Source organism: Nibrella viscosa (assembly GCF_039541875.1).
In the GTDB taxonomy this organism is placed as follows: Bacteria; Bacteroidota; Bacteroidia; order Cytophagales; family Spirosomataceae; genus Nibrella; species Nibrella viscosa.
The window spans coordinates 151,716-177,842 of sequence record NZ_BAABHB010000009.1 but is presented as its reverse complement, the minus strand read 5'-3'; the positions used below and the strand labels follow the sequence as shown (position 1 = coordinate 177,842).

Annotated in this window: 16 protein-coding genes; 1 reads left to right on the top strand and 15 read right to left on the bottom strand. The window is 54.8% G+C overall.

The window, feature by feature from the left end:
- Positions 1-85: 85 nt before the first annotated feature.
- The 14 genes from ABD931_RS20195 to ABD931_RS20130 all read right to left on the bottom strand — a co-directional run bounded on the left by ABD931_RS20195 (position 86) and on the right by ABD931_RS20130 (position 24,786).
- A complete protein-coding gene (locus tag ABD931_RS20195) occupies positions 86-3,454 on the bottom strand; it encodes a DUF1553 domain-containing protein (protein WP_345269730.1) in 3,369 nt (1,122 codons plus the stop codon).
- Positions 3,455-3,524: 70 nt separating this feature from the next.
- Positions 3,525-5,048, bottom strand: coding sequence for a c-type cytochrome domain-containing protein (locus ABD931_RS20190; RefSeq protein ID WP_345269729.1), 1,524 nt, complete (start codon positions 5,046-5,048; stop codon positions 3,525-3,527).
- Positions 5,049-5,070: 22 nt separating this feature from the next.
- Positions 5,071-7,068, bottom strand: a complete 1,998-nt coding sequence (locus tag ABD931_RS20185) for a hypothetical protein (protein WP_345269728.1) — start codon at positions 7,066-7,068, stop codon at positions 5,071-5,073.
- On the bottom strand, positions 7,068-8,126 hold the full coding sequence (locus ABD931_RS20180) for an NHL repeat-containing protein (protein ID WP_345269727.1): 1,059 nt from the start codon (positions 8,124-8,126) through the stop codon (positions 7,068-7,070). The genes ABD931_RS20185 and ABD931_RS20180 overlap by 1 nt, the downstream gene beginning before the upstream one ends.
- 35 nt (positions 8,127-8,161) lie before the next feature.
- Positions 8,162-8,554, bottom strand: a complete 393-nt coding sequence (locus ABD931_RS20175; RefSeq protein ID WP_345269725.1) for a contact-dependent growth inhibition system immunity protein — start codon at positions 8,552-8,554, stop codon at positions 8,162-8,164.
- Positions 8,555-8,582: 28 nt separating this feature from the next.
- Positions 8,583-10,193 carry an N-acyl-D-amino-acid deacylase family protein gene (locus tag ABD931_RS20170; RefSeq protein WP_345269724.1) on the bottom strand — a complete coding sequence of 537 codons (1,611 nt, stop codon included), beginning with the start codon at positions 10,191-10,193 and terminating at the stop codon, positions 8,583-8,585.
- Positions 10,194-10,259: 66 nt separating this feature from the next.
- Positions 10,260-11,753: a DUF1501 domain-containing protein gene (locus ABD931_RS20165; protein ID WP_345269723.1), complete on the bottom strand. Its 1,494-nt coding sequence runs from the start codon at positions 11,751-11,753 to the stop codon at positions 10,260-10,262.
- Positions 11,754-11,818: 65 nt separating this feature from the next.
- Complete coding sequence (locus ABD931_RS20160; RefSeq protein WP_345269722.1) at positions 11,819-14,578, bottom strand: DUF1553 domain-containing protein; 2,760 nt, start codon at positions 14,576-14,578, stop codon at positions 11,819-11,821.
- Between the two features lie 169 nt (positions 14,579-14,747).
- Positions 14,748-16,523: a RagB/SusD family nutrient uptake outer membrane protein gene (locus ABD931_RS20155; protein ID WP_345269721.1), complete on the bottom strand. Its 1,776-nt coding sequence runs from the start codon at positions 16,521-16,523 to the stop codon at positions 14,748-14,750.
- Between the two features lie 19 nt (positions 16,524-16,542).
- Entirely contained in the window at positions 16,543-19,731 is a 3,189-nt protein-coding gene (locus ABD931_RS20150; RefSeq protein WP_345269720.1) for a SusC/RagA family TonB-linked outer membrane protein, read from the bottom strand.
- 359 nt (positions 19,732-20,090) lie between these two features.
- Positions 20,091-21,308 carry a pyridoxal phosphate-dependent aminotransferase gene (locus tag ABD931_RS20145; RefSeq protein ID WP_345269719.1) on the bottom strand — a complete coding sequence of 406 codons (1,218 nt, stop codon included), beginning with the start codon at positions 21,306-21,308 and terminating at the stop codon, positions 20,091-20,093.
- 103 nt (positions 21,309-21,411) lie between these two features.
- Positions 21,412-21,894 (bottom strand): 2-amino-4-hydroxy-6-hydroxymethyldihydropteridine diphosphokinase, encoded by a 483-nt coding sequence (gene folK / locus ABD931_RS20140; protein WP_345269718.1) that lies wholly within the window; start codon positions 21,892-21,894, stop codon positions 21,412-21,414.
- 67 nt (positions 21,895-21,961) lie between these two features.
- Positions 21,962-22,723 carry a TspO/MBR family protein gene (locus ABD931_RS20135; RefSeq protein ID WP_345269717.1) on the bottom strand — a complete coding sequence of 254 codons (762 nt, stop codon included), beginning with the start codon at positions 22,721-22,723 and terminating at the stop codon, positions 21,962-21,964.
- A gap of 89 nt (positions 22,724-22,812) precedes the next feature.
- On the bottom strand, positions 22,813-24,786 hold the full coding sequence (locus ABD931_RS20130) for a CHU_0125 family OmpA-like outer membrane integrity protein (RefSeq protein ID WP_345269716.1): 1,974 nt from the start codon (positions 24,784-24,786) through the stop codon (positions 22,813-22,815).
- Positions 24,787-24,980: 194 nt separating this feature from the next.
- Here ABD931_RS20130 and udk point away from each other — a divergent pair, with 194 nt between their 5' ends.
- Positions 24,981-25,607 carry a uridine kinase gene (gene udk, locus ABD931_RS20125; protein ID WP_345269715.1) on the top strand — a complete coding sequence of 209 codons (627 nt, stop codon included), beginning with the start codon at positions 24,981-24,983 and terminating at the stop codon, positions 25,605-25,607.
- Between the two features lie 4 nt (positions 25,608-25,611).
- On the opposite strand, the gene ABD931_RS20120 is transcribed toward udk, so the two are convergent.
- Positions 25,612-26,115, bottom strand: coding sequence for an NUDIX domain-containing protein (locus tag ABD931_RS20120; protein WP_345269713.1), 504 nt, complete (start codon positions 26,113-26,115; stop codon positions 25,612-25,614).
- Positions 26,116-26,127: the final 12 nt, after the last annotated feature.

Genomic DNA, 26,127 nt, shown 5'->3' with positions numbered 1-26,127 from the left:
AGGCAGGGTTAAGGCGTTTGTGGACTATAAAACTACCATTATATACTAAAAATTCCTGAGGATGTGCAATCTACTTGCTCATACCTCACCGTTTCACGATGACTTCGTCGAAATTCAGGAGGGTACTGGCTACTACCGTCCAGGCCGCCAACTCCGGCGGAGGTATCCGCTTGTCGACCGGATATTCACCCACTGCGAGCAGTTCAGCCGCCTGTTTCGGGTTTTTCCGGAAATCGGCTAATTCACTGGCGTAAAGCTGTGCCATCAGCTCCAGTTCCTTCGGCCGCGCCGGCCGGCTGACGATGGACTTAACCATATACTGAACTACCCCTTCAACCGACTCGTCTGACCGCCCCATGCTTTTGTAATCAGTCCCCTGCCTTAACGACGAACTGCCCAAGCGCCCTGCCCCCTGCTTCTGCCCCCAGGCTCCATTCCCCACGCCCCATGCTCCTTGCGCCAGCACCCTTGCCGCTTCCACAAACTGCGGGTCGTTGAGGGTAATCAGCGCCTGGAGTGGGGTAGAAGTCTTCTGACGCTTGACGGTGCAGAAGTGGCGCTCCGGCGCATCGAACGTCAGCATGGCCGGGTGCGGGGCGGTGCGCTTCCAGATGGTGTACATCGACCGACGGTAGAGGCTATCGCCATGCTGCTGCCGATACTTCAGCGTCGACAGCGACTCCCAGACGCCGAAAGGCTGGTAGGGATACACACTGGGGCCACCGATTTTCCGAACCAGTAGCCCACTGGCGGCCAGCGCTCCATCCCGAATGATTTCGGCGGATAATCGGTAGCTGGGGCCATGGGATAACAACGAATTATCCGGGTCGGCTTCGCGCTTGCGGGCATCCGCTACCGACGATTGGCGGTAGGTGGTGGAGAGGACAATCAGCTTCTGTAACGCTTTCACATTCCAGCCAGACTCTCTAAAGTGTACTGCTAAGTAATCGAGTAGTTCGGGATGAGTGGGCAGGTTACCCTGGTTGCCGAAATCGTCACTGCTTTTGACCAGTCCCTGCCCGAAATACTGCTGCCAGAAGCGGTTGACCATAACGCGGCTGAACAAGGGATTATCGGGCCGGAGCAGCCACTGCGCCAGGCCTAAGCGGTTCCGGGGTAAATTACTGGGCATAGGGCCAAACTCGGCGGGGGTATCTGGTTGCACCGGTTCGCCAGGGGCATCGTAAACACCTCGTTTCAGCAAATGCGTTTTCCGCGCATACCGACGTTCTTTCATGATCATCACCTCATCACAACCGTCGTACACCGACGTTTCCTGCGCTCGCCATGCGGCTGCTTCCTGGGCGGCTTTAGCGTACTGCGGGTTAACGGCCGAGACATAATAGGCACGCAGCAGGTTTTGCTGCCCGGCGGTGATCGAGGGTTGTTTCAGCCATTCCCGGGCTAAATCCTTTTGCTGGTACAAGCCGGCGATTTCAAGGGGCGTGATAGCCCGGCAGTATATTTCCAGCTCATCGACCAGAAAATCGGCCATGGAGTCCCGGAATTTGCCGCCCAGTCGGAAGTTCTCAAACAGCCCGAATCCATTGGTATGGCCGGGGCCGTAGAGCATACTTTTCTTCAGATTGTCGGCAAAGACCCGTACCGGCACCAGCCTGCCGTTGAGGTATAGGTTGGTGCCCTTGGCCGAGCCGGAGCCGTCGTAGGTAATGGTCAGGTGGGTCCACTGCCGTACCGGGAACTTCTGCACCGTCCGCAGGTCGATGGCGTTATCGGGGTGGCTGTGGTTGAGGTTGATACTGAGGGTGCCGTCTTTCTGCATCAGGCATTCGATGCCCCGGTTGCCATTGTCGAGGCCGTTTGAGCGGCTGAAGACCGGCCCGCGCAGCCCGTCTTTCAACAGATACACCCACAGGCTGACGGAGAAGGGTTGGTGGCGGTCATAGAAAGCGATCTGTTTACCCAGGTCAATATGGCCTTCACCGTTCACCTTCCGGGCATTACCCCAGCGGCCCGGTACGATTTCGGGTATTCTATCGGTATCGCCCGATAACCGGGCGGTGTTAAACGGGTCGGCTTCATTGCAAAAGGTCTTCGGGTCGGTATCCTCAAACCGGTAGCGACCGGCCAGACCGGGTCTGTCGATAAGCTGCGCCGGTTGCCGGCGAATGGTACTCAGCCAGTTCTGGAACCCGTTGGTGTAGGCAGGGTTTGCCGGGTTGAGCGCCGGTTCCAGCGCGGTTAGCTTTTCGCGGATAAACCGGAGTTTGGCTTCCGCGTCCTCAGTGGTCAGCAGCAGGGTGGGGGTGGATTCGCCGTTGTAGGGAACCTGCCCGGCCTCGTTGATGGTATTGAAAAAGGCGAAAAGCTGGTAGTAATCTTTCTGGCTGATGGGGTCGTATTTATGGGCGTGACAGCGGGCGCACTCGACCGTCATGCCCAGCATGGCCTTGCCGAAGGTATTGGTGCGGTCGGCCGCGTATTCTGTGAGATATTCTTCCTCCACAATCCCGCCTTCCTGGTTCTGCGGGTGCATTCGGTTAAAAGCCGTAGCCACCAGCCTGTCGCGGGCGATTTCCCGACTGCCCGCAACAGGCAGCAGGTCGCCGGCGAGTTGCCAGGTGATGAACTTGTCGAACGGTAAGTTCTGGTTGTAGGCTTTAATCACCCAGTCGCGATAGGGCCAGGCGGTGCGCATCACGTCCAGTTGATAGCCGTGGGTATCGGCGTAGCGGGCGGCATCGAGCCACTCCACGGCTTGTCTTTCTCCGTAATGCGGGGAGGCCAGCAGCCGGTCTACCACTTTTTCATAGGCGTTGGGCGAGCTGTCGGCCAGAAACGCATCCACTTCGGCCGGTGTGGGCGGCAGGCCCGTCAGGTCCAGACTCAGCCGGCGCAGCAGCGTGGTCTTGTCGGCTTCGGCCGCGGGGGTGAGACCCTTTTCTTCTAGCTTCTTCAGGACAAAGTTGTCAATGGCGTTGCGCACCCAGCGTCTGTTGTTCACCTGGGGCAGAGCCACTTTGGTGGGGGCAATCAGTGACCAGTGGGGTTTGTATTCGGCCCCCTGTTCAATCCAGCGCACAATCAAGGCTTTTTCTTCAGCCGACAGCGCGAGGTTGGACTCGGGCGTGGGCATCATGTATTCAGGGTCGGTGCTGGTGATGCGGTGGTAGAGTTCACTTTTGCGCAGACTGCCGGGCACAATGGCGGTGTTTCCGCTTTCTTTCAGGGCTGCGTAGGCGCTCTCGGGGGTGTCGAGTCGCAGGCCGGCCTGCTGTTTATTTTTATCGGGGCCGTGGCAGGCGAAGCAGCGGTCGGAGAGGATGGGTTTGATGTGCAGGTTGTAATCGACCTTTTCAGGCAGACTCTTTTCGGCCGCTAGAATCTCAGCCGGCTTATCTACATGGCGGCACGACAGACCGATAACCGTTGCCAACAAGACCACGACTATCGGCCGTACTGGCCGGATCCATGATGTAAACGGCTGACCCATAGCGGCAATAGTTTGGGCATCACACTTTCAATAAGCGACAAAAAAGCCGGTTTTACCCCTGGGTGGCTGCTTAATTTTTCGTTCGGCTCGGGTCGTTAGCTGCCGATAAGGAATCTACCTTCATGAACTCGGCAATGGTCTTCTCCGCCAGACCCATGTTCACGTCAACGCCCGGATGCGCTTTCTTGAGTGCGGCCACCCCCGCATCGGTTACTTTCGTCTGCCACAGGTAGATGGTCCTGAGGTTCTTCAGGCCGGACAATTCGCGCAGACCGGCATCGCTGACCTGCGTACCATATAGGTTTATGTATTCAAGGTGGGGTAGGTCTTTCAGGTTTTTGAGTCCCGCATCGGTAACCTTCGTCTGCTCCAGATGAAGCTTTTGCAGGTTTTTTAGCTTAGCTACCTGCACCAGCGTAGCATCGGTGATATCAGTGTCACCTAACTTCAACCAGACAATCTGTTGCTCCAGTTTGGGCAGCAAAGCGGCCTGAGCGTCATTAAAGGTACGGGCATTCACCGCACTCACTTCCAACTGGTTCTGCTCTTTAGCTAACGGCAACACCAGCAGGCCAGTTTTCCGTAATTCATCAACGGTCTTTGCATCCGGAGCCGGCAGTTTCATGGTTAGCACCGGCGATGCCGGGGCCGGACCTGACCCCGCCAGGGTACCGCCCGAAGTGCCTGTAGTCAAGGCAGCCAGCGCGGGTTTAACATCATCGGTCACGGTCAAATCGGCCACTTTTTTGTCGAAAGGCGCCCCCTGGTTAATCCACCAGGTAAGGATGGCCACCTGGCCGTCGGTTAACTGGGTTTTGCCTTTGGGAGGCATGTGGTGGTCATCTTCCAGCGGCAACAGGCAGACTTTAATCATCTTGCTCTCGTCGGCCTTACCGGCTACGAAAATGGGGCCGTCTTCACTGCCTTTTTTAATCATCTCTGGGTTATCGAGCCGCAGGTCGGCTTTGGATTTCTTCGGATTATGGCATTGTACGCAGCGGGTTTGCAGAATAGGATGGATAATCTGCTCGTACACCTGCGCCTGATTCAGGTCGGTGATGGGTTTAAACGCGACTTCCTGCTCACGCGGAGGAATACCGGCGATGGATCGGAACGGTTCGGGTGTGTAGGCAGTCAGGTAGTCGGAGCCGTGGGTGAGGGAGCCGCCGTAGTGGCCGGCCAACGTCAGCATAATAACGGTGAGCGCCAGTGCCGGCAGGTAAAACAACTGGCTGATGGGCAGCATATCACCCCAGCGCTCGGATTTGACAAACCACGCCAGCCACGTAAATACCGCCACCCCGATGCCCTGCCACATGTGCTGGTCCAGCAGTTCCTCGTCATAGCCGCCCCCCAGCGACAGTAGATATCCAAATACACAGGCCACTGTTGCACTGATGGCCGACCAGAAAAAGATGGTCGCCATAGCCTGGCGGCTGATTTGTAGCTGATTGGTCAGCCGTCCCAGCTCCAGAATACCGGCCACAATGACAAAGCCAATGGGCAAATGCACCACCACCGGGTGAAAGTGGCCGAAAAACAGCACCCAATCGGAGGGGGAGGAGGGTGCTTGTAATAAAATCAGGTTGTTCATGGAATAGGAAATTACAGGGCAATTAGTCTACCTGTAAAATGGAATGAATATCCAATTTAGGAATTTTTACGGAAATAATACCACTCTGATACGTAAAGGAAGTGGGCTGGTTACCCGGCTGTACCAAAATTCGTTTTGGGCGTTGAGCCGATTTGACAGTCACCGTCAACGGCCCCACCGGCTCAGTATCGTCAATGGTGTGAACCGCTTTGTTGGCGTGAGAGCCAGTCATGTTGATGAGGTTGACCAGCAGCCGGTTATCCTTCCGGTTCACCGCAACATGGACTTTCTTTGAGCCGGCTACCTGCACCATTGGGTTGGGAAACGCTTCGCGCACAACAGCGGCAAACAGATTCCGAAGCTGAACGGTCTCTCGCTTCTGGTAGGCGTCGCCCAGATTCAGATAGAGAGCCGCAATCTGCCCCTTGCCCAACGGCGCTATGGAGGCTGCCGGACCCACGTACGCCCGCATATCACCGTTGTGGTACACACCCCCTACGGTACGGGTGCCCGCCAGCGGAGTGAATGCCTGATAGGCGGAGGATATGCCGGTAATCTGATTGGGCAGACCGATATAGGACGCACCGGTGGTAACCTCACCGGTCTGTACGCCCAGTACCTCCCGAAAGTTTTGCAGGGCATCGCTCCCAACAACCAGCAGATTACCGCCGTTGCGGGCGTATTGGACCAGTTCGTCGCGGAAGGTCGGTTCCAGCTTTGCCCATTCCGGGATAACGATGAGCGGGTACTGCTGCATCCGGCCTGTCAGGTGATGTTCCATCAGAATCTCCGTCGGTAACTGGTTGTACAGGAGCAGGTCCAGAATACCACGCATGGCATTGTGTTCTCCATTCCAGGGACGGTAAACATTTGGCGTTACATGCTTGTAGCCGGTAGTCGAGTACAGCAGGGCGACTTGTGGCACCGGCGTTGCTTTGTGGCAGTAGGCCTGCCGGGCACGGCAAAACCGGGCCAGTTCCTCCATCACGCCAACCTCCCACAATTTTATACTGGCATCGCGGCTTTGGGTGTAGTAGGCCTGAAAGCCTCCGCCCATAGAAATTACCTGCGCAGCCTCCTGGCACAACTGCCGGGCCGGTTTGGGGGAATGAACCCCATCGTAGTTCGACGAAAAGCCCCAGGCCATCAGGTCCCACGGCTTGCCCTGCGGGGCAATGCAACGGGCTTCAAAAGCCGCGCTGTTGGCTCCGTTGGTAGCACTCAGGTCACCCGAGATGAAGTCGACGTTGACATCAACGGGCTCCGGAATAAATGAGGAGAACGCCCAGTTGCTGGCTACCTGAAAGCCGGGTTTGTAGCGGTGCAACGCATCGGCGTAATGACCGACATACCGCCGGAACGCCTTTCGGCTGAATTCCAGCAGGTCGTCAAAATGAGGATCTCCTTTTTTGCGGGGAATATCATGAATACCGGTCTCTTTACGGAAAGCAGCTAATGCCGCCGGGCTAAAGTCAGGCTGTACGGCCCAGCAATCACCGTCGACCCAGGCACCATCTACGCCGTAGTCGCTGATTTCCTTTAGCTGCGGAATGAGCAGGCTATCGACATAGGGGCCAAAAAGCGAGGTGTTGCGGTCGTCAGGTTTGCCATCGGAGCCTATTCGGGCCCAGCCGGGATGTTTCTTCAGGGCTTCAAAATCCCACACGCCGGAATGATGGACGTACAAGGCCACACCATGCCGACGGGTGACATCGCGAAACAGCCGGAGCGGGTCTTTGGTAAAGTTGCTGTAGGCATAGCCAACCTTTGTTGGGTAACTGGTTACACCGGAGTGCCCTTTGCTGTCGACCTGGATAAAATCGGGTTTGACCCGGCTCAGCAGGGTATCCACCATACCATCGGTGAGCGTCCGGCCGATGGACATGTCTGCGTGGCCGGCGTGAAAATCAAAGTGCAGGCCAAAGAAGCTGTCGGCCCGGCGTAGTGGCGTTTTGGCAGGCTGAGCCGTGGCCTCTCCGGATAGCAGCAGACCAGCAAAAAGCAATATACGCCAACGCATCAGGCTATCCGCTCCAGTTTGATTGGGTAGGTTTTGCGGGAGGCCCACTGCGCTACATAGACGTTCTCATCCTCATCGACCAGCACATCGTGGGGATGAATAAACGTGGTAAACGTCCGGTCTTTGCGCTGCTCCTGCAACATACCGTTCTGGTACACCGGAGCCGAGCCGCCGGGGGTCGATACCACCTTATCGTTCTTGTCGAGTATCTGAATGTAGCCAGATTCCGGATAGGAGTCCGAGGTGCTGCGGAAAACGGCTCCGTAAATCATATCGCCATGCAGCACGGGCCGGCAGATGTAGGAGCCGGGCAACGCGATGGTGGAGAGGTATTTGCCGTCGAGCGTAAAGCGTTTTAGCGCGTTATGCCGACGGTCGGTGATGAGCAGCGTCGGGTTGGCTTTATTGCGGGTATCCACCAGTACGCCGTGGCAGCAGTCGAACTGGTCGTCATTCTGGCCCTTGCCGCCCCAGTGCCGGATATACTGGCCTTTGCTGTTGTATTGGGTGACGTAGTTCTGACCATATCCGTCGGCTACGTAAATGTCGCCGTTGGCCGGGTTAATGGCCGTCTCCGTGGGTTTGAACTGGCCGGGATAGGCGTACCTGCCGGTCTCACGCGGGTAATCAATCTTCAGCAGCTCGCGGCCTTTCAGGTCGGTTTTGATGACCTGGCTGCGGTCGGGGTCGCAGATGAAGAGGAACTGCTCACCGCCTTCGTTGGCTAAAGTGAGGCCGTGGCCACCGGGGTAGCTGTTGCCCCAGCTATCGAGCAGTTTGCCGGATTTGTCGTAGATCAGGATGTTGTTTTTCGTCTCGTTGGTGAGCAGGATAATGCGGCCTTTGGCGTCCTGCACCATTTCGTGGCAGTCGTTCACCGGATTTTTGCCGGCATCGAGCACACCCCAGCCCGGCACCACCCGGTAGCGGTGAGAGCCGTGGCCAACGGTAATCTCGTCGCCTTTAGGCTTAGCTCCGAAAAGAATATTAGGAACAGCAATACTGACGGCTGTTGCCGTGGTGGCCTGCGTCAGAAAGGTTCGGCGGGAGGTTTTCATAAGGGTTCAGTTTTTTATTGTTCAGGATTGATGATTTAGGACAACTCCATAAAAAGATCGGTGCTGATATGCCGCTCGTCCAACTCCCACTCCCGGTTGAGCAGAAGCCGGTGGAGCGATTGCCAGAGCGGGCGGTTCCGGTACCAGAAAGCCGGGTCTATGTTCAATACACTTTGTAAAAGGTCACCGGGGTAATAATCTCCTTCGGCAAACAGATTCCGGCCTAGCATATCGATAGCTAATGGCACGGTATACGGGAGTGAAAGGCCGTGATGCACCATCAATCGCACATCTTCTACTGTAAACCGGCTTAGCGGGGCTTTGCGAAGTGCGTGAATTTTCTGCTCCAGGTTATCGGCAAAGTCGGGCTCCTGCCACACGACCTGTTCCAGTTCTTCCAGCGATAAATCCATCCAGTTGCTTTCCATAGTTCTGTCGTCTGCTTGCGAAGTGCGTCTATTTATTGGCCGCAATACCAGCCTGATAGCCGTTGCCGACCAATACCTGTCCTGGCCGTTTACCGCTGTGCCTGCTGTTTTCAATTACCGCTTCGCCATTCACCAGCACCTCCGAAAAGCCGGTGGCATAAGCATGGGGCTTATCGTAGGTAGCCTGGTCGGCCACGGTTTTTTCGTCAAAAACAACGATGTCGGCGGCATAGCCCGGCTTCAACAAACCCCGGTCGGCCAGGCGGAACCGCTGCGCCGGCAGGGAGGTCATCCGGCGGATGGCTTCTTCCAGCGGAATAATTTGCTTTTCTCGCACGTACCGGCCCAGTACGCGGGAGTTAGTGCCGTAGGCCCTGGGATGCGGCACTCCCGACATATATCGGGCTACGCCGGCGTCGGAAGCTACCATCGTGTTTGGGTAGCGCATGATGGTTGCCACATCCTCCTCCGACATGGTATGGTATACCATCTGAATCCGCTTTGGACCCGCTTTCTCGATCAGGTCCAGAATCAGGTCGGCTTCTGTTTCGGCATTTGCTTTTCTGCCCAGTTTCTGATTAATACGAGTAATGCTGAGGCCGTTGTAGGTAGTATCAACCGGATTATAGGACACGACCGCATAGTCAAAATTATTCCGGCCATTTTTCCGCAGACTCTCCAGCATTTCTTTTTTAATCCTGAGCCGGGTGGCCGCATCATGGAAGCGGGTCAGGACTATTGAATCGCTGTCGGCCAGTGCCCAGGAGGGAATGGTGCTGAGCAGGGTCGTGCTGGAGGCTGTGTAGGGATATTGATCCACGGTTACGTCGATACCCTCCCGGCGGGCGGCATCAACCATCGAGATGGTTTGCTTACTAAAGCCCCACAAGGGTTTACTGGCTACTTTGAAATGGGAGATCTGAACCGCAATGCCGGCTTCCCGACCAATCTGAATGGCTTCTTCAATGGCTTTGCTTACCTCCTGCCCCTCGTTTCGGATGTGTGAGGCATACACGCCACCGTACCGGGCGGCTGCTTTGGCCAGGTTCACAATCTCCGGCGTGCGGGCGTAGGTGCCGGGGGTATAAATCAGGCCGGTCGATAAGCCCACCGCCCCGTCTTTCATGGCCTGCTCGACCAGCGCTTCCATTTCGGCCTGTTCCCGGGCAGTCGGTTCCCGGAAGGCGGTTTTCATCACTTTTAATCGGATGGCGTTATGACCAACCAGCGAGGCTACATTTATGGATATACCCAGGGCTTTCAATGTATCCTGAAACGCTCTCAGGTTCGTTCGGGAGCCGCCACAGTTACCCGTCACTACTGAGGTGACACCATCGTACAGGAAGTTATCGGCCGTGGGCCTTTCCTCTAAACTCCCTTCCACGTGAGCATGGACATCGATAAAGCCGGGCGCTACAATCTGGTTCTTGGCGTCGATAACCCGTTTGCCCTCGGTCGCCGGAATAGTGCCGATTCGGGCAACTTTCCCGTTCTGTATAGCTACATCGGCATAGTACCAGGGATTGCCGGTGCCATCCACTACCCGGCCGTTTTTGATCACCAGGTCGTATTGCTGAGCCTGAGCCAGGATTGTCGAAGGAATAATGAGGAAGCCGGTAAGAATGATGGATCGTATCATAAGCATCTGTACATACAGAGACAAGATAGCGGATTATTTCCCTATGTGTCGCGACAAAATCATATTTTACGCCAGAATAGGTGTAATCACCTTACCCGCCACGTCCGTCAGCCGAAACGGTCGTCCCTGAAACTGGTACGTCAGCTTGGTATGGTCGAAACCCAGCAGGTGCAGAATGGTTGCCTGGAGGTCGTGAACGTGAACTTTGTCTTTGACGGCGTAGTAGCCGATATCGTCGGTTTCGCCATAGCTGAGGCCCCGTTTGACGCCCCCACCGGCCATCCAGACCGTGAACGCGTCGAGGTGGTGGTCGCGACCCATGAAGGGTAGTACCTGACCGTCGCGGTTTTCCTGCATCGGTGTCCGTCCGAACTCACCGCCCCAGACGACCAGCGTCTCGTCGAGCAATCCCCGCTGCTTTAAGTCGGTGAGGAGGGCCGCAACCGCCTGGTCCGACTGCCGGCATTTTTCGCGCAGCCCTGCATCAATGGAGCCGTCTTTACTGGTGCCGTGAGTATCCCAGCCCCAATCGAACAGTTGCACAAAGCGTACGCCCCGTTCCACCAGCCGACGGGCCAGCAGGCAGTTGCGGGCAAACGAGCCCTGCTCCGGGTCTGCGCCATACATATCCAGCATGTATTTCGGCTCGCCCTTAATATCCATTGCATCGGGCACCGACATCTGCATCCGGAACGCCATTTCGTACTGCGAAATGCGGGTCAGGATTTCGGGGTCCTTCACCTCTTCATACTGCTGTTGGTTGACCTGGTTTATGGCTTCGATGGTCTGTTTCCGGATGTCGCGGGGCATTCCCTCCGGATCGGAGACGTACAGCACCGGGTCACCGTCGGTGCGGCACTGCACGCCCTGGTAGACCGACGGTAGAAAACCACTGCCCCAGACGCTTTTACCGGCATCGGGCTGCTTGCCGCCGGATGCCAGCACGATAAAGCCGGGCAGGTTGTCGTTTTCCGTACCCAGTCCGTACGTTACCCACGATCCAATGCTTGGTCGGCCTAACCGGGCGCTGCCGGTATGCATCATCAACTGCACCGGGGCGTGGTTGAACTGGTCGGTGTGCATGGCTTTCAGGAATGTAATATCATCCACTACGCCTTGCAGGTGGGGTAGGTAATCAGAAACCCAAGCGCCCGACTGCCCATGCTGCGCAAATTTACCCTGCGGGCCCAGCATTTTGGGCACTCCCCGGATAAAGGCGAATTTCTTACCCGTCAGCAGCTCCTGTGGACAGTCTTTGCCGTGGTATTTCTGCAACTCCGGCTTGTAGTCGAACAGCTCCAACTGCGAGGGCGACCCGGCCAGGTGGATATAGATAACCCGCTGGGGTTTGGGTGCATACTGCGCACTGCGCGGGCTCATCGGGTCGTTGAGCGTCGGTAGGTCGGCCGAGGGCTCATCCTTCCGGCCAAAGAAGCCGCAGCCGGCCAGCACCGAGCTGAGTGCCATAGCACCCAGCCCCGTTGAGCAGGTGTGTAGGAAGTGCCGCCGGGTTTCGCGCTGCAGGGCGGCTTGTTGAAGTTCTTTGAGGAGCTTTTCCATAGGTACAGCGGAATAGAATTCCGCTTTTGGGATTTTAAATAGCGGAATAGAATTCCGCTGTACGCTCATTCCTTCGTAATCACCTCATCCAGATTCAGCATGGCATTGGCCGTCACCGTCAGGGCAGCCAGTTGCGGGGTGCCGCCCTGGCAGGCCAGTAGCTTTTGCATATCGTCGGGGTGCTGCTGGTAGTATGTTTCGGTCTCGCGGTACAGGCGCGTGAGGACTGCCAGTTTTTCAGGGGCTAAATCGCGCAGCATAAGCCGCCGGAAACCGGCCTGAATCTGCTGCTCCGGCGCACGGCCGCGGTACTGCATCAGTTCGGCCAGCATACGCGCCGACTCCACATACACCGGATCGTTGAGCGTGACCAGCGCCTGTAGGGGCGTGTTGGTCCGCAGCCGCCGGAGCTGACAGAACTCCCGGCTGGGGCTGTCGAAGGTCACCATCGACGGATACGGGGCCGTTCGTTTCCAATACGTATACAAGGCCCGGCGGTAGCGGTCTTCGCCCTGGCTGGGTTTCCAGCTTTCGCCATTATACGGCGATTGCCAGATGCCGTCGGGCTGCGGGGGCATGACGCTGGGACCGTACATCTTGCTGCTGAGCAGACCACTGACGGCCAGGGCCTGGTCGCGCACCTGCTCGGCCGATAATCGAATACGTGGTCCTCGCGCCAGTAATTTGTTGAACGGGTCTTTCTTCAGGAGTTCGGGTGATGCTTCGGAACGCTGCCGGTACGTGGCCGACAGCACCATCTGCTTCAGCAGCTTCTTCAAACTCCAGTGGTGCGTTTCCATCAGGTCGGCGGCCAGGTAGTCGAGCAGTTCGCGGTGGGTGGGCGGAAAGCCCTGGGTACCTATATCTTCTACCGTCTCCACAATGCCAGTGCCGAATAGCTGCTCCCACAGCCGGTTTACCACCACACGGGCGGTCAGCGGGTGCTGCCGGCCGACCATCCATTTGGCCAAACCCAGGCGGTTGCGCGGCAGGGTTTTATCCATAGCCGGCAGCGACTTTGGTACGTCGGGTTTTACCTCTTTGCCTTTCACCAGCCAGTTGCCGCGCACAAATTGGTGCGTCTTGCGGGTCAGATCGCCAGTGCCTTCGTACATGACGGGTGTGCTTTCATTGACTTTGGCATTCAGTACCGCAGCCAGCGTTTTATCCATCTCACCCAACTGCGTTGCCGGCTGACCCGGAAGCGCAGTTGGGAAGGAGATCCATTTCACCATCACCCACTCTTTTGGCGTCTTCGGGCTGTCGAGGGTCAGGTACAGGTTATGGCGACCACTGATAGCAGGCAGCGGGTAAATCATTACCGTATCTTTCCAGGCGCTGCCCGTTTCCGGTACCGAAAGCTTCAGCAGCACCGGCCCGGTTACACTGTCCTGCCGAATGGTGACGGTTGCCTGTTGCGCTTTCGTTCCCCAGGCCATGATGAGCCGGTTTGTACCAGTCAGGTTACTATTTTTGATGCGAGCTGAGCCTTTATCCTGAACGCCGAAGTATTTGGCGTCCAGCAGCGAGGCATTGACGTACTCATCAAAATCGTGGGAATTAATTTTTGGCTCCATCAGCTTTACAAAGTGCATGACCTCCTGCACCTGTCGGGGACTGGTGGCGTGGGTGGCTACCCATTGTTTCAGTTGCTCTACCTTTATTGAGTCCTGTCCTTTGTAAAAACGCAGGGTAGGGGTTTCGCTGGTTACGTCTTCGTCGCGGGCGTTGTTAAAGAACGCCAGGTACTTGTAATACTCTTCGTTGGTGAACGGGTCGTAAGGGTGGCTGTGGCACTGCACGCAGGAGAAAGTAGTGCCTTGCCAGACATCCCAGGTGGTATTGACCCGGTCGATAACGGCGGCAACGCGGAACTCTTCATCCTGCGTCCCGCCTTCGTCATTGTTCATGGTGTTGCGGTGGAAGCCGGTTGCTACCAACTGCTCGTCGGTGGGGTTCGGTAGCAGGTCGCCGGCGAGTTGCTCAACGGTAAACTGGTCGAAGGGTTTATCTTCGTTGAAGGCTTTGATAAGCCAGTCGCGGTAGCGCCAGATTTTGCGGCCGGGGTCCCGTTCGTAGCCTTTCGTATCGGCGTAACGGGCGAGGTCGAGCCACATCGCTGTCCACTTTTCGCCGTAAGCGGGAGAGGCCAGCAGGCTATCCACCACTTTTTCGTAAGCATTTTCTGATTTATCGTTCAGAAAATCCTTGAGTTGTTTTTCGGTGGGTGGTAAGCCGGTCAGGTCGAAGGATACCCGGCGCAGCAGCGTAGCCCGGTCGGCTTCGGGGGAGGGGGTAAGCTGTTCCTGTTTCAGTTTATCCAGCACAAAGTAGTCAATTTCGTTTTTGACCCATTGCTGGTCTTTGTTCCCTCCCAGGCCCAGCCGGTTCCAGAACGTACCCAGTTTGGGCAACTCCGGGCGCTGAACGGGTTGGTACGCCCAGTGGTCACCCCACTCGGCACCCTGGTCAATCCATTTGCGCAGCAGCTCAATGTCTTCACTCTTCAGGGGCGGAGCATCCAGCGGCATACGTTCTTCCGGGTCGTGCAGCGTCAGCCGCCGAATCAGTTCGCTGGCGTCGGCGTCACCGGGTACAATGGCCAGTTTACCGGATTTGGCCGGAGCCAGGGCCTCATGCTTGAACAGGAGACTGAAATCAGACGCTTTTTTGACCCCGCCATGGCAGGCAATGCAGTTCTTGTTGAAGATGGGTTTGATTTGCGTGTTGAAATCCACCTTGTCTTCAAAGACACCTAAAAAGGAGAACGACGATAAGACAACTACCACGGCTGTGGCCACAGCCGTTATGTGTCGAGGTTTCATACAAAGCGTTTAGTAGCTACCAGTACGTAATAAATGCCTGTTCATTTGGATTTTACCCACCTTAAAGCTACAAAATTTAGAAGAAAACCCCGAAAAAGTGCAGAAGCCCGTCCGGCACAGCCTTGTAGCTGTTGCGGGACGGGCTTGCCTTTAGTAAACCCAGTTCGACTTACCAGCCTGGATTCTGTTTGATAGCTGGGTTTTGAGCCAGATCATTCAGCGGTATCGGCCAGAGGTAGTGTTTACTCTCATCGAATACCGGGCTTGCCCAGTCTGTTCCCTGGTACACATCAATGTAGGTTTTACCCGATACGGGATCAACGATGGTTTTTACGGTAGCACCCGGATAGCGGGCAATGGCGGCCGCATCCCACCGAATTCCCATAGTCGGCGTGGTTAGTTTCTTACCCAGTTTCCAACGCCGTAAGTCGTTGTACCGGAAGCCTTCCATAAACAATTCGACCCGACGTTCGCGACGGATTTCGTTAATCAGCGGAGATACCCCGTCGGCTGCATACCGAGGGTCAACCGGAACCTCGCCGATCTTCAGGTGCGGCATTTTAACCCGGTCCCTGAGCTTATTGATGGTTATGTCAAGGTCTGCCTGGGTAATCTTACCAAGCTCGGCCTGAGCTTCGGCATAGTTCAGCAGGGCTTCGGCAAAGCGCAGGATAATGGCCGGCGACTCAGCCGTATCAAACGCCTTACCAATCATATCATCTGCGTTGTAGTGCTTAATAATGTGATAACCCGTAGTGGAGATGTAGCCGCCTGCCATACCCTGAATCCGGGGATATGACCGGCCATCGGCCAGATGGTACTTGTATTTGGCGGCATCGGCCGGGTGCAGCACCGTCTGGCGCAAGCGCGGATCCCGGTTTTCAAAAACGTCCTCGATCTTATCATCCCCTTTGTACAGCGGAGATACCGTAATGGGCTTACCATCCGTGCAGAGGTAATCTTCGACCATGCTTTTGGTGGCTCCACCCGCGTATTCAAAATACGACTGCACGTGGTTGGTAAATACGCCTAACTGATACTTGCGCCAGTAGAGTACTTCCGGATTGCCCGCCAGGTTCAGCACACGATGGTAGGCGTTGTAGTCACTATCGGGGTTGCCGGTGCTGTAAAGCCGGTAGGGGCCCTTGTCCATGAGTTCCTTTGAGGCCTTAGCGGCTTCTTCAAGCCACTTGTTGGCATCGGCTCCTCCATGATATTTGCGCCAGGTACCTTCAAACAGACACACCCGCGATTTCACCAGCAGGGCACACCAGCGATTCAGCCGACCCGGTGCGTTACCGTCGCCCCAACTGTCGGGAAGCTTGGTCGAGGCAAAGTTGAGATCTTCCAGCACCTTTTCCATGGCCACATCCCGGGCGGTACGAGCCGCAAACAGTTCCGGCGAGTCGATACTCAGTTCTTTTTCTACCCAGGGTACATCACCGAACTTGGTGACTTTTTCGGCGTAAAACCAGCCTCTGAACAACCGGGCCTCACCGATGTACCGGTCTTTGATGTTCTGGGCAACAGCGGCTTTGTCATAATTAGCCAGACCTACGTTGATGGCCCTGACAAAATTCCAGCCCCGGTAGCCAAACCACTGAGGGGTAGTGGGTACGGTATGTTTACCCGAGCGCACCTGCTGGAAAAACGCATGCCGGGGATGCGTAGGAGCCATATTGTCGGCGAACTCATCCAGAAACCAGACACTGCCCCAGTGGCTCTCAAACCCGTTGTAATGTGCGTGCAGAATAGGCACATTATCGTCATTACGGGCCATATCATAAAGACCGTTATTGTATACCCTCAGGTCATTCTCCGTGTTCCAGAAGGTTTGGTTGGTAACCCGATCCTGCGGATAACGCTCCAGAAAATCGTCGTTACATCCGGTAAAGAGTCCGGTTGCAGCAAACACAAGGCCAGACGCTAAGATATATTTCTTCATGGTGTTGTCAGGTAAGGAATTAGAATGAAACATTAAGGCCGAGGGTCGAGATACGCTGCATCGGATATTCGATGGCTGGGGCCTGAATTGACTCAGGGTCTAAGGGCTTACGCATTTTGGTGTACTCCCACAGATTCATACCCGTGGCAAATACCTGCGCCCGGCCTACGCCTATCTTGTTCAGGAAGCCCTGCGGCAGGTCGTAGCTGAGCGAGATATTTTTCAGACGGATGTAGGCGGCACTCTGCAGGTAGCGCGACTGCACCTGAACGTTCTTCTTATCGTTGGTCGAGATATGCGCGGCCGGGAAGTAGGCGTCGCGGTTGTCTTCGCGCCAGGTGTCGGTGATGTAGTATTTCTCTACGTGGCCGGCGTTGAAGGGGAAAAACCAGGTCCAGTTGTCGGAGGTCGGCCAGTGGTCTTTTTTGCCGATGCCCTGGAAGAATACCGTTAGTCGTAAACTCTTGTAACCGATACCGCCGTTGATCCCGAAGGTGTACCGCGGAGTGGTGTTGCCGATAATCTTCCGGTCGCCCGGATCGCTGAGGGTATTCTTACCCAGGCTGATGATGCCGTCGCCGTTCAAATCAGCATACCGGATGTCGCCCGGCCGCCAGTTGGCGCCGATATTCGTTTGTTTAGGGGCCGATGCTACTTCGTCGGCGGTCTGGAAAATACCGACCGTTTCAAAGCCCCAGATTTCGCCCAGCTTCTGCCCTACATAATAAATATTATTGTTGTTGGGGAGCGCTCCGCTGGGGTTATTGAATTTAGTGATGGTAGCGGTCCAGTCCGATAATGCCAGCGACACGTCATAGCTCCAGTCACGCTTGAACTTGTCCCGCCAGGTGAGCGCCAGCTCCCAGCCTTTGGTACGCAGATCGGCCGCGTTTTCTTTCGGAGCCGCCGTGCCCAGGATGGCCGGGTAGGATACGTCCATCAGCATGTTTTTGGTGTCGCGGGTAAAAAGATCAAACGAAGCGTCCAGCCGTCCTCTCAGCATCGTAACGTCCAGACCGATGTTCTTCGAAACCACGGTTTCCCAGGTCAGCGTGGGGCTCACCAGACCGGCGGGTGACACAAACGGAATCAGGGCGTTGGTAAACATGTAGGGCGACTGTCCCGTCCCCATGGTAGCTACGTAGGGGTAGAAGTTGTTGCCCAGGAGCTGGTTACCGAGTGTTCCGTACGAAGCCCGAAGTTTCAGGTTATCAAGCCACGAACTGGTTCCAACCATAAATTTTTCGTTGCTGATCCGCCAGCCGGCCGATACTGAGGGGAAAAAGCCAAACCGGCTTGCTTTGGGGAACCGGGATGTACCGTCATAACGACCGTTGAACTCGACGAGGTAGCGCTCATTGAAGTTGTAATTCAAGCGGTAAAAGGCTCCGCGCAGGGATACATGCGATTTGCTGCCGAAGGTTTGCTGCGTACCAGTTGTGGCGTTCAGGTCGGTTACCAGCGGAGTGATCAGCGCCCGGGCCTGCGCACCGGCGTACCGGTTCAGACCACGCTCCTGGTTAAAACCAACCATAGCCGTCAGGTTATGATTTCCGATGCGGGGCAGTGTATACTCGGCGTAGGCGTTGAATACGTAGTACTGATTGTAGTTATTTTCGTTTCTGATCCAGTCGTCGCCACTAAATCCGTTACTGATCAGGTTAGCCGCCAGCAGATTGGCATCGACTATATCAACCTTGCTTTGTACATCCTGGTACATGCGGTTGAAGATGTTGTAGGAAAAGTCGGAGCGGATTCGTAAGCCTTTCAGCGGAGTTAGCGTGGCGCCCTGTGTCAGCCACAGATCGTTGTTGGTGTAGGTAGTCCGGCCACCGTCGAGCAGGTAGGGGAAGAAATTGGTGCCACCAAAATACTTACCTATATAGGGCGCGTACTTTTCGCGATCGCCGGGATTCACGTAGAACGGTAGATCCGGGAACTGGATGGGCATGATAGGCGGCACTCGTGCCAGCGAATTTATGTTTACGTCCCAGTTGTAGAAGTGCGGCTTATCGCTGTTCTGCGAGTTGAAGATAACTTTCTCATCCAGGCTGATCCAGTCATTGACCTTAAAGTCAGCTTTCATCAGGACGTTATACCGCTTAAACTTCTCGTTGTTATACCGCAGGTAACCATCTTTGGTAAAGTAGCCGATCGACACCAGGTATTTGGATTTATCAGAGCCACCCGATACCGACAGGTCATGCTGACTGGTCGGGGCAAAGTCAGTCATGATGCTGTTCTGATAATCATTGTACCCGTAATACCGAAGGGTTCCATTCACTACTTTCCACTGCGGAGCGGTAGCCGGGTTTTCGGAGTAGGCCTTGGTGCCCGCTACCATATCGGCATCATAAGTCGGTACTCCGCTTGTGCGGATGTTGGCCATGTTACGCGCCTGAACAAACTCGTACGGGTCTGTAACCACATCCATGTTAAAAATGGGTTTGGCCAGGGAAAACTGGGTACTCATGTTCACATTCACTTTGCCGGCCTTACCGCTTTTGGTCGTTACCAGCACTACCCCGAAAGCCGCCCGTGCGCCATAAACGGCAGATGCTGAGGCATCTTTCAGCACCGAAATGCTTTCAATATCATTGGGGTTGATGCGGTTCAGATCCATCGGCACGTTGTCGACCAGAACAAGTGGGGAACCACCGTTGATCGACTCGTAACCCCGGACGTTGAACGTAATCGGCTGAGCCGGGTCACCATTCCGGACGTTGACGTTCAGGTTTGGAATAACCCCTTGCAAGCCCTCCCCAACGGAAGCTATCGGGCGGTTTTCGAGCCGCTTCCGGTCTGCCACACCCACGGAGCCCGTCAGGTTTACTTTTTCCTGCGTACCATATCCCACCACAACTACCTCATCGAGCGCTTTCATGTCTGTCTCCATGGTAATATCAATGGTCGAGCGCCCGCGCACGGCAATCTCCTGCTTCATATACCCGATAAAGCTAATCACCAGGGTAGCATTGGCATTGGGTACCCGGAGGGTGTAACGTCCTACATTATCGGTGGTGGTTCCCTGCGTAGTGCCTTTGATCAGGACGCTCACCCCTGGGAGGGGCTCATTGTTTTCGGCTGCTATAATGCGGCCCGATACGCTCTGGCTTCTGGCCGTATGGGCCATACAAACCAGGACCAATGCACAGCTTAGCCAAAAGCTGCGAATAAATTGCCAGCCAGCAGGTAGTTGCTTTTGCATAGGATTATAGGTTTACGTGAATGAAATGGATATAGATTGGTTTGGGTATTACAATAGGAGACCACTACGGCTTGAGCACAGCAAGAGCCATTATATTAATATTAGCTAATTTATTCTTTAAAAGAGTCAATATCTCTGATTTACCAAATAAGATGTAGTCTCTACAATTCTACTTGCAGGCACCTTAATAATCTATTTGACATCAAAGATTTGTATAATTAGTGTGAAATTCGGGAGCAAAAGCAGTGCGGTAAAATTTTAAAAGGGGCTTTTTTTCGTTTAGCTACCGCTGTACTACGTAAAAAAAGCTCCGACACCAGGTGCCGGAGCTTTCAGGAAAAACAGGTATATCTTATACGCTATTGCAGGGTGCTTACCGCTGCTTTAATCCGCTCAACGGCTTCGGTCAGTGCCTCGTCGGAAGCGGCCGTCGACAAGCGCAGGCAGTTCGGGGCACCAAAACCGGAACCGGCTACCGTAGAGACATAGGCAACATTGAGCAGCCATAGGGCAAAATCGTCGGAGTTTTGGATGGTTGTGTTGCCGTCTGATTTGCCGAAATAATGGCTCACATCCGGGAACGCATAGAAGGCGCCCTGCGGCACATTTACCCGGAAACCCGGTACTTCTTTCAGCAATTTCACCACCAGGTCACGACGACGCTCGTAAGCCTCACGCATCTCGGTGGTACACTCCATTGGGCCGGTCAGCGCGGCCAGGGTCGCCCGCTGGGCAATGGAGTTAGCACCGGAGGTAACCTGACCCTGTAGTTTCTCAACGCCCTCGGCAATCCACTTGGCGGCACCGATGTAGCCGATGCGCCAGCCGGTCATGGCGTAGCCTTTGGCCACCCCGTTAACGGTGATAACCCGGTCGGCAATGGCGGGGATGGAGCCGATGCTGAAGTGCCCTTCCGGTGTAAAGTTGATATATTCGTAAATTTCGTCGGCCAGCACGAAAACGTTGTCGTGCCGGGCTACTACCTCGCCAATGGCCCGCAGTTCGGCTTCGGTGTAGACCGAACCAGTTGGGTTGTTGGGCGAAGCAAACATAACCACTTTAGTGCGGTCGGTAATGGCAGCTTCGAACTGTTCCGGTGTTACTTTGAAATCGTTTTCAAACGGGCCTTCCACAACAACAGATTTTCCTTCCGCCAGCTTTACCATTTCGGAATAGCTTACCCAATAGGGGGAGAAGATAATTACCTCATCGCCGGGGTTCACCAGCACCTGAAGTACATTGGCCAGCGAGTGTTTGGCACCGTTGGAAACAACCACGTTCTCAGCTTTCCAGTTGAGGTTGTTGTCGCGGTTGAATTTGTCTGCAATCGCTTTGCGCAGGTCGGCATAACCGGCAACGGGGCTGTACCCGTGGTAACCCTCGTCGATGGCCTGTTTAGCGGCTTCGCAAATGTGTTTCGGTGTTTTGAAGTCAGGCTCCCCCACGCTGAGGTTGATGACTTTGTGACCCTGAGCGGCCAGTTCGCGCGATTTTTTCGACATCGCCAGGGTGGCCGATTCTTCGAGCGCGTTGATGCGGTCGGCCAGCAGGCTGGCGGTTTCTACGACAGCAGACATGTTTTTCGGTGTTTACTGAATAATTGGCAATTTACCAACCGCGAAATTAACGCTTCTTTAAGTAATATCCGGTTTCTTTGGGAAATTTTAATTAGAAGCAGCCTCACTCGGCAAGTTTTACAACGTCACCCTCATCGGCGCACTCAGCCAATAGCATTAAATTGGTTTTCGCCAGAGTAGGATGCACGAAATCCGGCGCAATTTCGCAAAGCGGCACAAGAGTAAACCGGCGCTGGTGCAGATACGGATGCGGAATAGACAGGCGATCCGATTGAAAAATATACTGGCTGTAGTACAGGATATCAATATCAATCACCCGTGCGCCCCATTTATCGTGGCGAACACGACCCAAATTGGTTTCAATAAACTGAATATGGTCGAGTATCCGCTGGGGTGACATATCAGTTTGTGTAATCAGCACCTGATTTAAAAAAGGCGGCTGATCGGTAACACCCCACGGAGCGGTTTCGTACACCGACGAAAAGCGGGTAATTGGCCCAATCAGCAGTTGTATCAGCTCGCGGGCTTTGCCGAACGTAGCCCGGCGATCGCCTAAATTTGCCCCTAATAAGAGATAAACATCCATAGTAGGGCGCAAATTTATGGCTCCTTCATAACGATGTAGGGCTATACGCTAATCATTTCAGACTTATTTACGTATAAGCCGGCGTTTTTCGCGAAATAACCCCGGCAATAGCCAGCAATACGGCACCGATGGCCCCAGCCCCGGCAACGACCTGCACATAATAATCGGACTGCTCAACCGCAATGGCTGTATACGCCCAGGTAAAGACCAGAATATACGCGACACTACGGTACCGGTTGAATACAAAAGCCCCCACAAATAGCCCAATGATGATCATAATGACCGACCAGGTGGGCTCGGCCAGGTTATACCCACCAAAGCCGGTTGCCTTCAGCCACACCGCTGCGTTGGCGATGGTGGCCACTGTAATCCAGCCAAAATAAAGGGAGAACGGAATGCGCGACAGCCCGGTTTCGGTCACTGAAACCGGTTTTCTATTGACCTGTAGTCCCTCCATAATCAGCATCAGCGTAAACACCATGCCCAGGATCACGGCCACCGATGCGCTGAACAGTTCATTCTGGAACAAGGGAAGCCAGATACAATTGAGCACGCCATTTGCCACTACCCAGGGCCGGATTTCGCGAAAACGGTAGTTCTCACGTTGCGAAGGGAAGGCCTGGTAAACCGCAAACGCCAGCAGGCCCAGATAAATAAGCCCCCAGATCGAAAATGCATAACCCGCCGGGGTAAAGTAAGTGTGGTATTTATCGGAAACGGTGGCGTTGGTTTGTCCGCCAAAAGGAACGGCGGTAGACAGATAGTTTACCACCAGAACCGAAATAATACTTAACACCACCAGAAATTGCCAGAGCTTATCGTTTTTCATAACAAAACGGGTTTGTCATTAACGCTTTTAGTTAACAACAAACCCGTTTCCGATAGTGTTTTCCCGTGCCTTGCCGGCCGGACCCGTTCTCAGTAGCTCAGAATCTTGAATTCAGTCCGGCGGTTGCGCTGGTGCTCTTCTTCGGTCTGCGCATTTTTTACCACCAACTGCGTTTCGCCGTAGCCTTTGGCTACGAGCCGTTCCGGATCGATACCCCGGGAGACGATGTAGTCAACGGCAGCTTTGGCCCGGTTCTGCGACAGACGCATGTTATACGCATCCGGAGCTCGCACGTCGGTATGGGAGCTCAACTCAATCTTCAGGGTCGGGTTATCTTTCAGAATAGTTACCAGCTTGTCCAGCTCTTCGGCGGCATCCGGACGGATATTATACTTGTCGAGGTCGTAATAGATATTCTCCAGCACGAACGTCCGGTTTAGCGTTGCTCTATCCAGCAGCACATCAACATTGAAGGTAGTATCCGTCTGCGGTTTGGTCAGGAATACTTCCGGAATACTGCGCCCCTGCATCGTAAACGGTACCCGTCTGGTGAGGTAGCCCTTACGCTCTACCAGGACTGTATAATCTTTGCCTTCCTGCAGCGGGTATTTGCCGAAGGTGCCCTGCTGACCGGTTGTTACTTCGGCAATGGGCGTACCGGCGGCTTCATCCAGTATCCGAACCCTGGCAGAGTCGAGCGGAGTGGCTGGTGTTTCGTTGGCCTGTACCGTTCCGGCCAGGAAATAGCGAACCGTTTTGGGTGCGTTCTGGGCAATAGTTGGTGTTTCAGGAGCGACGGATGAGCCGAAGAAGTAAATATCATCATCGCCTTTGCCGCCCTGCCGGTTAGAGGCAAAGTAGCCGGATTCCTTATCGGCAAACACCAGCCCAAAGTCGTCGGCCGGCGAGTTGATGGGTTGCCCCAGGTTTTCTACCCGGATTATGCCCTGCGAGCGCGTGGCCACAAAAATGTCCAGCTTGCCTAAGCCCGGATGTCCATCGGAGGCAAAGTACAGTTTGCCGTCTTCGGCTACGTAGGGGAACATTTCATCACCAGGAGTATTGATGTCGCGGCCCATATTGACCGGGCGACTGAACCGGCCTGATGCGTCCATATTGGTCCGGTACAGGTCGATGCCGCCGGCACCACCTGCCCGGTTGGAGGCAAAGTACAGCGTACGTCCATCCGCCGAGAAAGCCGGTGAACCATCCCAGGCCAGCGAGTCGCTGATAGGCAGCAGTTGCGGCTGGGTCCAGTTGCCGTCGGTGCCCTGGCGGCTGATGAACAGGTCTACATCGGCTCCACCTTTGCGCTTGCCGGTGTTGCCACGGGCAAACACCATCGTTTTGCCGTCTTTCGAGAAAGCGGGGGTACCTTCGTTCGCTTCTGCCAGAAACACATTGTTGCTGAAGAGCTGGGGCGCATTACCCGTTTCGTCGGGCGTCTGCCCCAGTTTGGTCTTGTAAAGTCCCAGCATGGGCAGGCCGTTGTTCTTATAGATCTTGTCTTTACGAGAGGCTGTAAAAATAAGCTCTTCACCCCGTACTACTGGCGCAAACTCAGCACCCGGCGAGTTCAGATTACCTATGTTCCTGACCTGAAAATTAGTTTTGTTTCGGGCCAGCGCATCGATTACGCGCAGGGTCTCAACCTCACGACGGGCTTTTTCCAGGTTGGTTTTATTGGTCGGCTTGCTCTGCACGTATTTCTCCAACTGTTGCAGTGCTTCGGCATACTGTCCCTGGGTTTTCAGGGCGTAGGCGTAGTGCATACGGGCGTCGGCTTCGGTAGAGCCGGCGTCGATGGCCTTCTGGTAAAACGGCGCGGCTTCGGTAAAGCGGTTGGAGAGCCGGTACGATTCGGCGGTATAGTAGTTGAGCCGGGCCGCGTCGATATCTCCGGCGGTGGCTGCTTTCCGGAAGTTCTCAATGGCCGGATTGTATTCACCTGCTTCGAAATGGCGGACACCCTTTTTGTAGGCCTGCATCGCCGAATTACAACTCACCAGACCGGCAACTACGCACAAAGCCACCAGCAGGGAGATGGACGTACTGATTTTCATATTGCTTGAACGTGGGAAACGCATCATGTGCCGCCAAGATAACCAAATCCCGGCAGGCTCTACTTTTTAACGACTAAAATCTGATTTTATTGAAGAATGTTTAGAGACACAGGAGGGCATTGGCGTATTGTCTTCTGTGTTTCTTACAGGTTGAAGTCTGTGGGTACGCTGGTTTTCGTAAATTTGCGCTCAATATGACTACCAAGCCGTTTATCGTCGGTATTACCGGCGGCAGTGCCTCCGGCAAGACTTCCTTTTTGAGTCAGCTTCTGCATGCGTTTTCCGAAGACGAGATTTGTCTGATTTCGCAGGATAACTACTACCGCGAACTGCAGTACATCCCCCGCGATCAGAACGGTATCCATAATTTCGATTTGCCCGAAACCATAGATCACCACCGCTTTGCCGAGCACCTGCACCGGCTGCACCAGGGCGAGGAGGTCCAGACACTAGAATATACCTTCAATAATCCGAACGTGGTGCCGAAGATGCTGACGTACCGGCCAACGCCCATCATCATTGTTGAAGGCTTGTTTGTCTTTCACTTTAAAGACGTGGCCGACCAGCTTGATCTCAAAATATTTATCGACGCTAAAAACAAGACCAAACTGGAACGGCGCATTCTCCGCGACCAGACCCACCGGGGTATTACCATTGAAACCATCATGTACCAGTGGGAAAATCACGTTCTTCCGACGTACAAGCAGTTTATCAAGCCTTACAAAGGAGAATCGGACATTGTGATTCCCAACAACCGGCACTTTGAAAAAGGGCTTGACGTCGTTGTCAGTTACCTGAAAACAAAACTCCCCGCTCGCTAAACGGCTATTCAACGGGCCTGAGCAGCCGCCGGGCCAGCCACTCTTTTACCGCTACACCGGTGCCAAACGGCCAGGGTTTCAGCTTGTGTATCGGCACAATTTTGTACGCCTGTAGCTCTTCTTCATCCATGCGAATGTCGCCGGTGGCCCGCACGTGATAGGCGATAATGAGTTCGTTGCGCTGGTGGAAGGTGTATATGCCCAGCCGTTCAATAATCTCGGCTTCCAGGCCAATCTCTTCCTGAATCTCCCGCAGGATAGCTTCGTCGGGCTCTTCGCCATGCTCCAGAAAGCCGGTTACCAGTCCGAACCAGTCGGCCGGCCAGCCTTTATTCTGGATAAGGACTACGCTGTCATTATCGTATTCTACAATGGCTCCCACCACCGGCAGCGGATTGTTCCAGTAAATATAACCGCAGGCCTGAGAACAGACCAGGCGTTCGCGGCCGCCGGCTTGTCCGGTAACTAACTTGTTGCCACATTGCGGGCAGAAGGTCATTAAAGGCATAATCAGGCAGGA